Here is a 14,087-nt window from a genome sequence, read left to right as displayed (position 1 = left end):
CCAGGAGACCACGATCGTCGCCACCTGAACCACTGCCTGTGAAAGGACTCCGCCGATGAGGTCTAGGCCGATGCTCTTGGCATCCACCGCGCTGCTCGCGCTGCTCAGTATGACTGCTTGCGGCGCGACCGCGGACCAAAAAGATCAGACCGATGCCGGCAAGCCGGCCACGGGTCTTCGGCTGATGGTGCCGAACGCGGCCGGCGGCGGGTACGACACCACCGCCCGGGTCGCCGCGAAGGTGCTGGAGGACGCGAAGATCGCGACCGGCGTGCAGGTCTTCAACCTGCCCGGCGCCGGCGGCACGGTCGGCCTGCAGCGGACCGTGAACGAGAAGGGCAACGGCAAGCTCGCCATGCAGATGGGGCTCGGTGTGGTCGGCGCGACGTACACGTCGAAGTCGAAGGCGACGCTGACCCAGACCACCCCGCTGGCCAAGCTGATCGAGGAGGCCGGGGCGATCGTCGTACCGAAGGACTCGCCGTACAAGACGATCGGCGACCTGGTCACCGCGTGGAAGGCGAACCCGAAGGGGCTCGCGGTCGGCGGCGGCTCGTCGCCCGGCGGGCCAGACCACCTGTTGCCGATGCAGCTCGCGCAGGCCGTCGGCATCAACCCGAAGGACGTCAACTTCGTCTCGTACGACGGCGGCGGTGAGCTCCTCCCCGCCTTGCTGGGAAGCAAGATCGCCTTCGGGGCCAGCGGATTCGGCGAGTTCCTGGACCAGGTGCAGAGTGGTCAGGTGCGGGTTCTCGCGGTGACGAGTGAGCAGCCGGTCGAGGCGCTGAAGGACGTGCCGACGCTGAAGTCGTCCGGGATCGACCTGGTGTTCACCAACTGGCGTGGCATCGTCGCGCCGCCGGAGATCAGCGCCGAGGACAAGGCGGTCTGGATCGACGCGCTGACGAAGATGCACGACTCTTCGGAGTGGAAGGCCGAGCTGACCAAGCACGGCTGGACCGACGCCTTCGTCACCGGTGACGAGTTCGGGAAGTTCCTCACCGACCAGGACAAGGCGGTCGCGGACATCCTGACCAAGCTGGGTCTCGCGGCATGACCACGGCCGAGCCTCACATCGAGACTCGGCGGGATCGGGCGCAGTACGGCGTGTGTGCGTTCCTGGCGGTGGTCGGTGTCCTGGTGATCACCGACGCCGCCCGGATCCGGCACATTGCCAACAGCAACGACCCGATCGGGCCGAAGCCGGTCCCGATCGTGCTCGGCGCGCTCCTGCTGCTGATCGCGATCCTGTACGCCGTCGACGTCGCCCGCGGTGGAACCGGGGAGGCCGAAGGCGGCGAGGACATCGACGTGACCTCACCGGTGGACTGGCGGACGGTGCTGCTCCTGGTCGGCGCGTTCGTGGTCAACTTGGCGCTGATCGAGCCGCTGGGCTGGGTGATCAGCGGTGGCCTGCTGTTCTGGGGCTCGGCGTTCGCACTCGGCAGCCGGCATCACATCCGCAATCTGTTCATCGCGGCGGCGTTGTCGCTGAGCACGTTCTACGCCTTCGCGATCGGCCTCGGCGTCAACCTCCCGGCCGGCGTACTGCAAGGGATCCTCTGATGGACAACCTGGTGAACCTGCTCAACGGGTTCGGCGACGTGCTGACGCCGCTCAACCTCCTGCTCGCACTGCTCGGGGTGACGGTCGGTACGGCGGTCGGCGTACTGCCGGGGATCGGGCCGGCAATGACCGTCGCGCTGCTGCTGCCGATCACGTACGGGCTGGCGCCGGTGCAGGCGTTCATCATGTTCGCCGGCATCTTCTACGGCGGCATGTACGGCGGCTCGACGACGTCGATCCTGCTCAACACCCCGGGCGAGTCGTCGTCGGTGGTGACGGCGATCGAGGGCAACAAGATGGCCCGGGCCGGCCGGGCCGCGCAGGCGCTGGCGACGGCAGCGATCGGGTCCTTCGTGGCCGGCACGATCGGGACCGTCCTGCTCGTCCTGGTGGCGCCGCAGGTGGTGAAGTTCGCGATCAGCCTGGGCGCGCCGGACTACCTGGCGATCATGCTGCTCGCGTTCGCCGGCGCGACGTCGGTGCTCGGCTCGTCGCGGATCCGCGGTTTCGCCGCACTGCTGCTCGGACTGGTGATCGGCCTGGTCGGGATCGACAAGGTGACGGGCCAGGAGCGACTCACCTTCGGCATCCCCCAGCTTGCCGACGGCATCGATGTCGTGGTGGTTGCCGTCGGCATCTTCGCCGTCGGCGAGGCGCTCTGGGTGGCCGCGCACCTGCGCCGTAACCCGGGCACGGTGATCCCGGTCGGCCGGCCGTGGATGGGTCACTCGGACTGGCGCCGCTCGTGGAAGCCGTGGCTGCGCGGGACGGCGTACGGGTTCCCGATCGGGGCGCTGCCGGCCGGTGGTGCGGAGATCCCGACGTTCCTCTCGTACGCGACGGAGAAGAAGCTCTCCAAGCATCCGGAGGAGTTCGGCCACGGCGCGATCGAGGGCGTGGCCGGACCGGAGGCAGCCAACAACGCCTCGGCCGCTGGGACCCTGGTGCCGATGCTGGCCCTCGGGTTGCCGACGAACGCGACTGCCGCGGTGATGCTGGCGGCGTTCACGTCGTACGGGATCCAACCGGGGCCGCTGCTCTTCCAGCGCGAGCCGAAGCTGGTCTGGGCGCTGATCGCCAGTCTGTTCATCGGCAACCTGATGCTGCTCCTGCTCAACCTGCCGCTGGCACCGGCCTGGGCGAAGCTCCTGCAGATCCCCCGTCCGTACCTGTACGCCGGGATCATCTTCTTCGCCTCGATGGGTGCGTACGCCGTGAACGCGCAACCGCTCGACCTACTCCTGCTCCTGCTGCTGGGCCTGCTCGGTTTCGCGATGCGCCGCTTCGGTCTGCCGGTGCTGCCGCTGATCATCGGCGTCATCCTCGGCCCGATCGCCGAACGCCAGGCCCGGATGTCCCTGCAACTGTCCAACGGCGACCCGTCCGGCCTGATCGGCGGGCCGGTCGCCTACCTCATCTACGCCGTCATCCTGGCCATGCTGGCCTGGCCGCTGATCGCCGGAATCCGCCGGAAAATCATGACGAAAGATGTCGTATATACGGGCGGACAGTAGGTGGGTGACTACTACCTCTCAACCTGAACGGGCCTGGCTCGGTGTCGTGTCGGCGGACCATTCCCGGCGCGCCACCGAGGACGGCTTCATCCAGCTCAACCACGGGAAACGGCCAGGCGTAGCCCGACTGAGGCTCGGAGACGGCTTCGTCATCTACTCGCCGACCGATCAGTACGGCGAGAAGACGCCGCTCCGCGCCTTCACCGCGCTCGGGGTCGTCGCCGATACCGAGCCCTACCAGGCGGAGCCGATGTCGATGGGTGCCCACGGCATCGTTCGCCCCTGGCGGCGCCGGGTCGACTTCGACGCCGTCGAGCCGGCCGCCCTCGCCGACATCACTGCCGAGCTCAACCTGACCCAGCAGCCCAACTGGGGCTATCAACTCCGCCGGGGACTGGTGTCACTCACCGTCGAGGACTTCCTGCTGCTGCGGAGTGCGATGGCTCAGCGTTGACGGTAGGTGTCGAGGAAGGTGGCGATGCGGGTCAGGGCGTCCTGGAGCTGATCCTTGTGCGGGAGCGTGACGATCCGGATGTGGTCCGGTTCGGGCCAGTTGAAGCCGGTGCCCTGGACGATCATGATCTTCTCGGCGCGGAGCAGGTCCAGCACGAACTGGCGGTCGTCGGTGATGCCGAACACCTTCGGGTCGAGCCGCGGGAACACATACAGCGCGCCCTTCGGCTTCACACACGTCACCCCAGGGATCTGCGTCAGCAGTTCGTACGCCGTGTCCCGCTGCGCCAGCAGCCGACCGCCGGGCAGGACGAGCTCCCGGATCGACTGCCTGCCACCGAGTGCGGTGGCGATGGCGTGCTGGGCCGGCATGTTCGCGCACAACCGCATGTTCGACAGGATCGTCAGGCCCTCGAGATAGCTGGTCGCCTGGTGCTTGGGACCGCTGACCGCGAGCCAGCCGCAGCGGTAGCCGGCCACCCGGTACGCCTTGGACAGTCCGTTGAAGGTGAGCGTCAGTACGTCGGGAGCCAGTGACGCGACCGGGATGTGCACGGCGTCGTCGTACAGGATCTTCTCGTAGATCTCGTCGGCGTAGATGAGCAGACCGTGCCGGCGGGCGATGTCGACCAGCGTCACCAGCAGGTCGTGGTCGTACACGGCACCGGTCGGGTTGTTGGGGTTGATGATCACCAGCGCCTTGGTGCGGTCGGTGATCTTCGCCTCGATGTCGGCCGGGTCCGGCATCCAGTCGGACTGCTCGTCACAGCGGTAGTGCACCGGCGTACCGCCGGCCAGCGCGACCGCCGCGGTCCACAGCGGGTAGTCCGGCGCGGGGATGAGGACCTCGTCCCCGTCCTCGAGCAGCGCCTGCACGGCCATCTGGATCAGCTCGGAGACGCCGTTGCCGATGTAGATGTCGTCGATGTCCAGGTGAACGCCCGCGGGCTGGTAGTGCTGCACGATCGCGCGCCGGGCGGACGGCAGGCCCTTCGCGTCACCGTAACCATGCGCGTCGGCGAGGTTACGGACGATGTCCTCGAGGATCTCCGGCGGACATTCGAACCCGAACGGCGCCGGATTCCCCGTGTTCAGCTTGAGGATCCGATGCCCCGCCGCCTCCAGCCGCTGCGCCTCCTCCAGCACCGGGCCGCGGATCTCGTAACAAACGTTCGCGAGCTTGGACGACTGCTTCACCGACATATCCGAAACCTTAGCCGCGGCATGTCAGCCTCAGGTACGACGCTCAGCCCGTGCCCGCGTGGTCAGCGGGAGGAACACCTCGTCGACGATCTCGGTCAGGACGCTGCCGGGGACACTGGTCGCGCCGTTCAATGCGTACTCGTTGCGGAGCAGATCGACGGCGACCGTGGCGACGCGGGGTGTGAGTGCGGCCGGGTCGACCTCGCCTCGGCTCGCTGCCCGGGCCAGCACCGTCAGCCACACGCCGATGCCGGCTCGGGCCATCTGGTCGCGCAGCTCACGCAGCCGCTCCGGGTCGGACTGGATGTCGGTCAGCAACTCTCGGAGGATCCGTCCGACCGGGGACGACAACCGGTCGTTGGCACGGGTGAGCAGGGCGAGCGCGTCCCCACGGAGCGAACCGGTGTCGGGTGTTGCCTCCGGGTTGGTCGGCAGCATCTGCCGATAAGCCGCGATACTGAGCGCCGCACGGCTCGGCCAGCGCCGGTAGATGACGTTCTTCGCGGTTCCGGCGCGGGCGGCGACGCTGTCCATGGTCAGGCGGTGGTAGCCGACCTCGTTGAGCTCCTCGACCGCCGCATCGAGGATCGCCTGCTCGAGGGCGGCGCCCCGCCGGCGCGTCACCTGGGTCATCCAACCTCCCGTGAGAGATACCCAGAGTATCCCATGACATCTGACCTAATCACGCTTGTCACACACCTCTTAAGCTACTGGCAGTATCTTATCTGATGGAGAGAGGTTCTGATGGACAAGCGGAAACTCCTGCGGGGGTTGCTCTGGGACGTCGGTCTGCCGGCCGTCGTCTATTACGGCGGACGTGCCCTCGGGTACGACGTCCTCCCGGCCCTGGCCGCGGGCGGTGTCGCGGCGCTGATCCGCGTCGCGTTCGTGGCCGTCGTACACCGTCGGCTGAACGGACTCGGGGCGTTGGTGGGTGCGAGCTTCGCCCTGCTGCTCGTGTTGTCGCTGCTCACCGGCGACCCGCGGATCCTGCTAGCGCGCGAATCGGTCCTGTCCGGCGCGGCCGGGCTGCTGCTCGTGGGCTCATGCCTGACCGGCCGCCCGCTGATCTACACGCTGGCCCGGAAACTCAACGCCGGCAAGCCGGAACTCCTCGCCGAATGGGACGAGCGCTGGCGCACTCAGCCGCAGTTCCGCCGCCGTTTCCTGAAGCTGAGCGCCGTCATTGGCGGTGTGCTCCTCGCCGATGCGATCGTCCGCCTGGTGCTCGTCTACCTGCTGCCCGTCGACGTCATGGCGAACCTGTCACCGGTGCTGCACGTCGGCTCTCTCGCAGTGCTGGTCGGCTGGGGCATTTGGTACCGCAAACGTGCAGTGGAGCAGGTCCATGCGCGCTAAGGGGCCGGTGGACCCGCGGATGGCGGACGTGCGGGCCATCACAACTGGCCGAGTGAGGCCGGCGGCCGCCGGACGGCCGCGGCGTCGGGGCATCGTGATGGCCGGGCGGTCCGCCATCGTCACGTCCACCCGCGTGATGGGCCGGGGCGGGGATAGGTTCGGCTCATGGTGGCGGTTGGTGATGAGATCTCGGTCGAGGTTGCGCGGCGGATCGCCCTGGATGCGCAGGGGTTCGGGGAAGCGCGGCCTGGCGGGCGTGCGGATGTACGGGGGCTGCGGAAGGCGATCGACTGGGCCGGGGTGCTGCAGCTCGATTCGGTGAATGTGCTGTGCCGGTCGCATTACCTGCCGGTGTTCGCCCGGGTCGGGGACTACGCGCGGACGACACTCGACCGGATCAGCTGGGGAGACGGCCGGGAGCTGTTCGAGTACTTCTGGGGACACAAGGCCGCGCTGCTGCCGTTGAGCTACTACCCGTTGCTGCGCTGGCGGATGCGCGCGGCGGAGCGGCAGGTGTGGAACCAGGAGCTGAGCCCCGACGTGACCGCGCCCTGGTCGGTTGTCGCCGGGATGCGGCGGCTGAGCGCCGAGCGACCCGAGTACGTCGACCAGGTGCGCGCCATCGTCACCGAGAAGGGCCCCCTCACGGCCGGCGAGGCGAGTCCGGACGGCGTACGGCGGAAGCGGACCGACGCGGATCCGGATCCGACCACCGGCCGGATGTGGAACTGGCAGGACGCGAAGATCGCCATCGAGTACTTGTTCTGCACGGGTCAAGTGACGATCGCGGGGCGGCGGAACTTCGAGCGCGTCTACGACCTCACCGAGCGCGTGCTGCCGGCCGACGTACTGTCCGCACCGGAGCCGACCGCCGACGAGGCCCGCCGCGAGCTCATCCGGATCGCCGCCCGCGGGCTGGGTGTCGCGACCGCCAAAGACCTCTGCGGCGCCGGCCAGGGCCACTTCACGTTGCCCACAGCAACAGCCCGCCAGGTCATCGGCGAACTGGTCGAGGCCGGCAACCTGATCCCCGTCCGGGTCGAAGGCATCACCCAACAGAGCTACCGCTGGCACGAAGCCAAGGACCGCCTCATCAACGCCCGAGCGCTCCTCTCCCCCTTCGACCCGCTGATCTGGAACCGCGACCGCACCCACCACCTGTTCGACTTCTTCTACCGCATCAGCATTTACACCCCGGCCCCCCAACGCACCCACGGCTACTACGTCCTTCCGTTCCTCCTCGGCGATCGCCTGGTCGCGCGAGTGGACCTGAAGTCCGACCGCCAAACCGCCACCCTCGTGGTCCCCATCCTCACCCCCGAGCCCAACACCCCGGACCCCACCCAACCCCTGGCCGCCGAACTCCACCTGATGGCCGCCTGGCTAGGCCTCAACCACATCAAGGTCACCGCGACCAGCCCCCTCGGCCGCTCCGTCGCCCGAGCAGTCGCCGTCTGACAACTAGACAGGTGGCGTGGCGGCGCGAGTGAGGCTGTCCTCGATGCGCTGAAGGACTACCAGCGCCTCGGCCTGTTCGGCCGGGGTGAGATCGCCGGTTGCACTCTCTTCCAGTTGACGGGAGTTCTCCAGCCGCTCTCGCGACCGGGTACGACCTGGTCTTCGTCGTGGCCGCCGGGCTCGGCGTCGCCATCGCGTTCGTCAGCACGCTGTTGCCGCGAGTACGGCGCTCAATCGACTGAGCGGATCTGGCGGACGAGGACCGCGGCCAGGGCGGTGACGGCGGAGGCTAGGAGGTAGAGGACGGGGTAACCGCCGAGGTGCTTGACGATCGGGGCGGCGATGGCAGGGGCGAGGACCTGGGGAAGAGAGTTGGCGATGTTGATGACGCCGAGGTCCTTGGCGCGGTCCCGGGCGCTGGGAAGGACCTCGGTGAGCAGGGCGAAGTCGACGGAGAGGTAGACGCCGAAGCCGGCGCCGAGGATGATCGCGCCGGTGATGGCGCCGGGCCAGGTCGGCCAGACGGCGAGGACGACGCCCGCCGCGGCCATCACCAGGCCGGAGCCGGTGACGAAGACCTTGCGCCGGGCAACGGAATCCGACCATTTCCCGCACCCGATCGCGGTGCACAGCACGCAGACGCTGTAGATCGCGGTCAGGATCAGTACGCCGGTGTCGGGATCATCGATGCCGACCTCGTCCTGCAGGTAGTAGAAGAGGTACAGCGTCCCCAGCGCGTTCCCCACGTTGAACAGGAAGCGGGTCAGCCACGCCCACCCGAAATCCGGGTACCGGCGCGGGCTGATCCAGAACCCGCGGAGGAAGTCCCGCACCACGAGCGGCGGCCGCTGCGCCAGCCGGGAGTCCCCGCTCCGCCACAGATACGGTACGACGGACAACAGCAGGAAGACCGCACACGCGACGTACCCGAGGCCGATCCCGCCCGCGGCGGTAGCCAGCGCGGTCCCGGCCAGCGCACCGAGCACCTGCGAGATCGCCACCCACCCACCGACCACGCCACGCTGCGAGACCGGGACGCGGTCCGGCACGGTCGCGGTGATGGCCGCCAGTAGCGCGTTCCCGAACAGTTGCATCAGGCACCAACCGAGCAGCATCAGCCCGATCACGTCCGCCCCGGCCAGGACGAACAGCCCGGCAGCGCCTCCCAGCGCACCCGCCGCCACCCACGGCACCCGGCGCCCGTGCCGCGACAGGGTCCGGTCCGAGATCGCCCCGAACGCCGGATTCGCGACCACCGACACCGCCGCGCCGACCCCGGTGACCAGCCCGAACACGAACTCCTTGTTGCCCGGAGCAACTGCCTCCGACTGCTTCGCGAGCAGCACCTGGATCGGCCCGAGCCACGCCGCGAACACCCCCACGTTCGCCAGTACGACGGCCGCCGTCCACCGCGCCCGGACGGGTATGGTCGGTTCCGCGAGAGCCGCCGGCACCACCCCCGGCTCCGGAATCATGGCCGGCTCTGGGCGATCACGTCACGAAACCAGTGGTACGACGCTTTCGGAGTCCGCACCTGCGTCGCGAAGTCGACGTGCACCAGGCCGAACCGCTGCGAGTACCCGGCGGCCCACTCGAAGTTGTCCAGCAACGACCACTGGAAGTATCCGCGGACGTCGATCCCATCGTCCATTGCCGCGCGCAACGATCGCAGATATCCGTCCAGATAGTCAATCCGCCGCTGGTCGGACACGACCCCGTCGACGGGGTGGTCGTTGATCGCGCACCCGTTCTCGGTGATGTATAGAGGTGGCAGCCGATCGCCGTACCGGTCCTTGAAGATCCGCAGGATCTCGCCGAACGCGGCGGGCACCACCGGCCAGCCGAAGTCGGTGGTCGGGTAGCCGGTGAGTTGGCGTGGTTCGAAGGGCAGGCCGGGCGGGAGTTGGATGCCGTCGGTCGCGGCGGTGTCGGCCTGGCCGGTTGCGGCGCCGACGGACACGGGTGCGTAGTGATTGATGCCGAAGAAGTCGATCGGGGTGGAGATGACGGTCAGGTCGTCGGCGACGGGTCCGGGCATCGCGGCCTCGAAGCCCGGCGGATATGTCCCGAGCAGGACCGGATCGGCGAACAGCCAGTTGATCAGGTTGTCGTACAGCCCGGCCGCTTCCTTGTCCTCGACGCTGTCACTGGCCGGCCAGGTCGGCGCATGGTTGGAGGCGATGCCGATCTCGGTCGCCCCAGCCGCGCGCAACGCCTGCACCGCGCGGCCGTGCGCGAGCAACTGATGATGCGCGACCGGGAGCGCGTCGAACAGCAGTTCCTTCCCGGGCGCGTGTGCTCCGAGCGAATAGCCCATCAAGGTGAGCACCATCGGCTCGTTGATCGTGATCCACTGCGGCACCCGGTCCGCGAACCGCGCGGCCAGCAGCGCCGCATAGTCCGCGAAGCGATCACAGATGCCCCGAGACAGCCACCCACCCGCGTCCTCCAGCGGCTGCGGCGTGTCCCAGTGGTACAGCGTCGGCGCCGGCCGGATCCCGGCGCCGAGCAGCGTGTCGATCAGCCGGTCGTAGAAGTCCATACCGGCTGCCGCCGCCGGCCCGCTCCCTGACGGCTGGATCCGCGGCCAGGAGAACGAGAACCGGTACGTGTCCACCCCCAGCTCACGCATCAGCGCGACGTCCTCGGCGTACCGGTGGTAGTGGTCGCACGCGACCGCGCCGGTGTCGCCTCCTCTGATCCGGCCGGGCTCGGCGCAGAACGTGTCCCAGGTGGAGGGACCGCGGCCGCCCTCGGCCACGGCACCCTCGATCTGGTACGCCGACGTCGAGACCCCCCACCGGAATCCGGGCGGAAACGTCAAGTCACCTGTCATTCGCATCATCCTCATCGGGCTTGCTGTCCTGGACCCGCGGCGGCTCGACCTTCCGCACGATCACCGCCGTGCCGTACGCCGCCACCTCACTCATCGTCTGCGCGATCTCGTTGCAGTCGAACCGCATCGCCAGGATCGCGTTGGCGCCCAGCTGCTGTGCCATCTGGCACATCCGCATCACCGCGACGTGCCGCGACTCGGCCAGCATCTGGGTGTACTCCGGCACCTCGCCACCGCCGAGCGACCGGAAGCTCGCGGTGAAGTTCGACCCGAAGTCACGGCTTCGCACGGTCAGCCCGAAGACCTCGCCGAACACCTTGTCCGCGGTGTACCCCGGCAGGTCGTTCATCGTCGAGACCAGCACCGGGTACGGCGAACCCTGCGGAGCCACCTGCGGCGGACCCTGCTGGTACCCCTGCGGCGGCGCATAGCCCGGCGGCGGACCCTGCTGGTAACCCTGCTGCGGCGGGTACGGCTGGTTCGGGTTCGGAGGATAGTTCTGCGTCATACGCTCATCCTGACAGGCCTGTGGTGCTCACTGACGGAAGACCTGAAGCTCATAGAGCGAGTACCCGTACGACGTCGCCCGCTGCGTCCCGGTGACCCGGACATACCGCGCTGGAACGGCGCCGAACCGCAGCACATCCTCGCCTCCGTTCCCCGTGGTCGTCGCGTACACCTGCTGCCAGTTCGTCCCGTCCCGGGACACCTCCACCCGGTACGACTTCGCGTACGCGGCCTCCCAGTTCAGCACCACCCGCCCGACCGGCTGCTCGTTGCCGAGGTCAACCTTCAACCACTGCGGGTCCGACCAGTCGCTGGCCCATCGGGTGTCGAGCTTCCCGTCGACCGCGTGCGCCGGCGGCGAGTTGAACCATCCCGTCTCGTAGCTGCTCGCGGTCGCGGTCTTCCCGGCGGCGAGGTTGCTGACATCGTCACCACGCCGCGCCGGGAACTCGACCACCTGCTGGTACGTCGGCCGGTTGACCCACGCGATGCGGTCCTGGGTGATCCCACCCATCGGCTGGTGCACGATCTGGTCCGCGCAGAACTGATCGCCCGCCGCACAGTCCGCGGTCGCCGGGTACGTCGTCGCCGCCGGCACCTTGGTCGCCGCCAGCAAGGAGTCCGTGAGCACCGACCGGCACGCGGCCGGCGAACCACCGCCGCAGAAGGTGACCGGCTGTGGCGTCTTCACTGGGTCCCCGAGCACCTTGCGCAGGTCGCGCTGAACGAAACCCCACCACCCGCTCTGGAACGCGGAGCCCTGCGCACTCGGCCGCTCGTCGATCTTCAGGTTCGCGACCAGAGCGCCGTACAGGTCGGGCCCGAGGTCTTTGAACTCGGCAGGGACCAGCAACGGCCACCACGCGTCGAGGATCCGGATTGCGTCGGCGTTGTCGTACGTCTTCGAGGACGCGTTCGGCGTCTTGCGGTGACTGCCGGCCTGCTGCCACGCGGTGAGCTTGGCGACCGCGTCGGCGACGGCCGGATCTGTGATCGGGGCCGACTTCAGTACACGAAGTAAGTAAGGCAGCACCTGATCGCCCCGGAGGTCGACGGTGGCAGCGTCCTCCATCGCCTCGACCAACTTGCCGCGGGTGAATTTCTGGCCGCTGTTGATGACCGCCTTGATCCGGTCGTCGAGCGGCTGGCTGCGATAGACCGAGTTGTATCCCCACTGACCGTCGGACGCGGAGAATCCGGGCGCCTGCTTGTTGTTCCAGCTGGTCAGGTAGTCCTGGTTGACGACCTGCGGGTGCTGCGCGGGCGGGGTGTACGTGGCCCGATTGGTCACCGGGTTCTAGCCCTGCCACTCGTAGGAGCTCCAGGTCGGCAGGTTCGGGTCGGCGCCGGCCGCGCGGACCGGGTTGTCACCGGAGTTGAAGTACGCGATCGAGGACTTGTCCGCGTAGAACCAGTTGAACGTGTACCCGATGTTGGCGGCCGCCTGCTGGAAGTCTGCCGCCGAGTGAATGCGGTCTGGGTCGTTGAACTGCATGAAGCCCAGCGCGGACCCGGCCTCGTTCCCGTACGTCGATCGGTTCCTGGTGAACACCACCGGGCGGCCGCCGACCGTGCCGCGATCCGTGACGATCCCGTACTTGGTGCGCAGGGCAACCAGCGTGTAGGACCCGGCCGGCTCCGACGACCCGAGGCTGGAGTACCACGCGTTGTGCCGTTCGAGCCGCTCGATCGGGACACACTGCCCGCGGAACTCGTAGTACTGCGAGTTCTTCGTCGGCGTCCCGCCGTCCGGCTCACACAGCGGTACGGCGAAGGTGTCGGTGATGTCCTGCCCCGCCGACGTCGCGCTCCACGAGTAGTCGGGGCCGCGCCCGATCAGCGTGTAGAAGTTGAGCCCGGCGAACGCGATGCCGCGCGAGCTGACGCCCGGCCCTTGGAGCTCCTGGCGCATCAGCAACTGGGGCGCGAAGTACCCGGTCTGTGGGCCGTAGACCGCGACCGGGTTCCCGCTCTCGGTGTGGGCGCCGGAGACGAGCAACGCGTTCGACATGCCCTTCTTCCCGAAACCTTCGGGGAACAGGCCGCCATCGAAGATCCCCTGAAGCGCTTCCGAGCCCCTCGGCGCGGGCTTCGCCGCGGCCTTGGCGTTGACGGTGTCGATCACCTCGGGCTCGGGAGTGACCGAGCCGCGGTCCGGCATCGCGCGACCGGCCGGGTCCGGACCGGTCGTGCCGTACGGGAACGTCGTACCGGTGTGCACCGTCGTACTCGCTTCCGGGTCGTTCTGCGAGCGGAACGACTCCCACACCTTGGTGCCTTCGGCAACGCCGTACTTCGCCTGTGCCTCGAGCAACGCCAAGGCCGACGTGACTTCCTGGCCGCCGCCGGTGCCGAAGATTCCCGCGACCACAGCGGCCGTGGCGACCACGTCGGTCACCTTCCACGGCTGCGTCGGCCAGTCGAGGCCGAGCGCGACGTACTCACCGGGGTAGGCGATGCCGACCGTGGTGATGTAGTTGTTGACGCCGTCCACCCAGGCCTCGATGTCCTGCTGCATCTTCACGCCGTCGGCGCCGTACAACTCGTCGGCGTCGTCGTACTGCCGCTGCAGATCGGCTTCGGTGTACGGCGCGGTCCGCCAGAACTCCTGCTCGAACGCGCGGTTCGCCGCCGCACCACCCGCGAACGGGGTCAGCTGACCGCGCCCGAGGTGCCGGAACACGTCCATCACGAACAGCCGGTCCTGCGCGCCGGCGTACCCGGCGCCGAACATCACGCCCTGCCGGGTGGTGCCGGTGATGTGCGGGGTGCCGCGGGACTTGTCCCGCACGATCGTCACATCCGCGCGCGGATGGATCGTGCTCGCCACATCGCCCGGTTTCACCCCGAACGACGAGTCGTCGTAGTACGGCGCGAGGCCGTCGTCCGTGATGCCCTGCGAGTTCCAGACCAGGTCCTGGTACGGCTTCACGGTGTCGCTGAAATGGGCCGGTCTGATCCCCAAAGCCTTGAAAGCAAGGAGATCCGTGAAGGTCGCGTTGCCGTTCTGCCCGGGCGGCAGGATGTCGCGGCACTGCCCGGCGCAGTAGTCGGCCGGGGTGGCCGCGGCCGCTTCCGGCGTCGCTTGGGTGGGGGTCGGCAGGGCGGCCAGTACGGCCGTGACGGCCAGCGCGGCGATCGTACGAAGGGCGCGGGTTCTGGGTGCGGGGCGGGGCACGGAATCCTCCCTT

13 protein-coding genes and 1 pseudogene are annotated in these 14,087 nt (G+C 68.5%); 7 read left to right on the top strand and 7 right to left on the bottom strand.

The window, feature by feature from the left end; all coding sequences use genetic code 11:
- Window positions 1-70 precede the first annotated feature (70 nt).
- Genes OG558_RS16895 through OG558_RS16880 form a run of 4 tightly spaced genes read left to right on the top strand, consistent with a single transcriptional unit; the run spans window position 71 to window position 3,534 of the window.
- Entirely contained in the window at window positions 71-1,057 is a 987-nt protein-coding gene (locus OG558_RS16895; RefSeq protein ID WP_405071111.1) for a Bug family tripartite tricarboxylate transporter substrate binding protein, read from the top strand.
- Window positions 1,054-1,566: a tripartite tricarboxylate transporter TctB family protein gene (locus OG558_RS16890; RefSeq protein ID WP_405071110.1), complete on the top strand. Its 513-nt coding sequence runs from the start codon at window positions 1,054-1,056 to the stop codon at window positions 1,564-1,566. The genes OG558_RS16895 and OG558_RS16890 overlap by 4 nt, the downstream gene beginning before the upstream one ends.
- Window positions 1,566-3,080, top strand: coding sequence for a tripartite tricarboxylate transporter permease (locus OG558_RS16885; protein ID WP_405071109.1), 1,515 nt, complete (start codon window positions 1,566-1,568; stop codon window positions 3,078-3,080). The genes OG558_RS16890 and OG558_RS16885 overlap by 1 nt, the downstream gene beginning before the upstream one ends.
- A 4-nt stretch (window positions 3,081-3,084) precedes the next feature.
- Window positions 3,085-3,534 carry an EVE domain-containing protein gene (locus tag OG558_RS16880; protein ID WP_405071108.1) on the top strand — a complete coding sequence of 150 codons (450 nt, stop codon included), beginning with the start codon at window positions 3,085-3,087 and terminating at the stop codon, window positions 3,532-3,534.
- Here the strand turns inward: OG558_RS16880 and OG558_RS16875 are convergent.
- Together OG558_RS16875 and OG558_RS16870 are read right to left on the bottom strand one after the other, a co-directional pair.
- Window positions 3,525-4,736 (bottom strand): pyridoxal phosphate-dependent aminotransferase, encoded by a 1,212-nt coding sequence (locus OG558_RS16875; RefSeq protein ID WP_405071107.1) that lies wholly within the window; start codon window positions 4,734-4,736, stop codon window positions 3,525-3,527. The genes OG558_RS16880 and OG558_RS16875 overlap by 10 nt on opposite strands.
- 30 nt (window positions 4,737-4,766) lie before the next feature.
- Window positions 4,767-5,369, bottom strand: a complete 603-nt coding sequence (locus tag OG558_RS16870; protein WP_405071106.1) for a TetR/AcrR family transcriptional regulator — start codon at window positions 5,367-5,369, stop codon at window positions 4,767-4,769.
- 111 nt (window positions 5,370-5,480) lie between these two features.
- Between OG558_RS16870 and OG558_RS16865 the strand changes: the two genes are divergently transcribed.
- From OG558_RS16865 to OG558_RS16855, 3 genes are all read left to right on the top strand, one after another.
- A complete protein-coding gene (locus tag OG558_RS16865; RefSeq protein WP_405071105.1) occupies window positions 5,481-6,095 on the top strand; it encodes a VC0807 family protein in 615 nt (204 codons plus the stop codon).
- Window positions 6,096-6,260: 165 nt separating this feature from the next.
- Complete coding sequence (locus OG558_RS16860; RefSeq protein WP_405071104.1) at window positions 6,261-7,553, top strand: winged helix-turn-helix domain-containing protein; 1,293 nt, start codon at window positions 6,261-6,263, stop codon at window positions 7,551-7,553.
- 98 nt (window positions 7,554-7,651) lie between these two features.
- Window positions 7,652-7,795 carry a hypothetical protein gene (locus OG558_RS16855; RefSeq protein ID WP_405071103.1) on the top strand — a complete coding sequence of 48 codons (144 nt, stop codon included), beginning with the start codon at window positions 7,652-7,654 and terminating at the stop codon, window positions 7,793-7,795.
- On the opposite strand, the gene OG558_RS16850 is transcribed toward OG558_RS16855, so the two are convergent.
- The 5 genes and pseudogenes from OG558_RS16850 to OG558_RS16830 all read right to left on the bottom strand — a co-directional run.
- The gene (locus OG558_RS16850) at window positions 7,784-9,028 is read right to left on the bottom strand and encodes an MFS transporter (RefSeq protein WP_405071102.1); all 1,245 of its coding nucleotides are present in this window, start codon (window positions 9,026-9,028) and stop codon (window positions 7,784-7,786) included. The two genes, OG558_RS16855 and OG558_RS16850, sit on opposite strands and share 12 nt — an antisense overlap.
- Entirely contained in the window at window positions 9,025-10,389 is a 1,365-nt protein-coding gene (locus tag OG558_RS16845) for a GH1 family beta-glucosidase (RefSeq protein ID WP_405071101.1), read from the bottom strand. The genes OG558_RS16850 and OG558_RS16845 overlap by 4 nt, the downstream gene beginning before the upstream one ends.
- Window positions 10,379-10,897: a YbjQ family protein gene (locus OG558_RS16840; RefSeq protein ID WP_405071100.1), complete on the bottom strand. Its 519-nt coding sequence runs from the start codon at window positions 10,895-10,897 to the stop codon at window positions 10,379-10,381. Before OG558_RS16840 ends, OG558_RS16845 begins: the two co-directional genes overlap by 11 nt.
- Before the next feature lie 27 nt (window positions 10,898-10,924).
- A complete protein-coding gene (locus OG558_RS16835; RefSeq protein ID WP_405072176.1) occupies window positions 10,925-11,410 on the bottom strand; it encodes a discoidin domain-containing protein in 486 nt (161 codons plus the stop codon).
- A pseudogene (locus tag OG558_RS16830) lies at window positions 11,384-13,687 on the bottom strand (penicillin acylase family protein); the annotation flags it as partial. The gene OG558_RS16835 and the pseudogene OG558_RS16830, both read right to left, overlap by 27 nt.
- Window positions 13,688-14,087: the final 400 nt, after the last annotated feature.

It is taken from the genome of Kribbella sp. NBC_01510 (genome assembly GCF_045040325.1).
In the GTDB taxonomy this organism is placed as follows: Bacteria; Actinomycetota; Actinomycetes; order Propionibacteriales; family Kribbellaceae; genus Kribbella.
The sequence above is the reverse complement of the archived record's forward strand: the minus strand, read 5'-3'. Positions and strand labels throughout refer to the sequence as shown.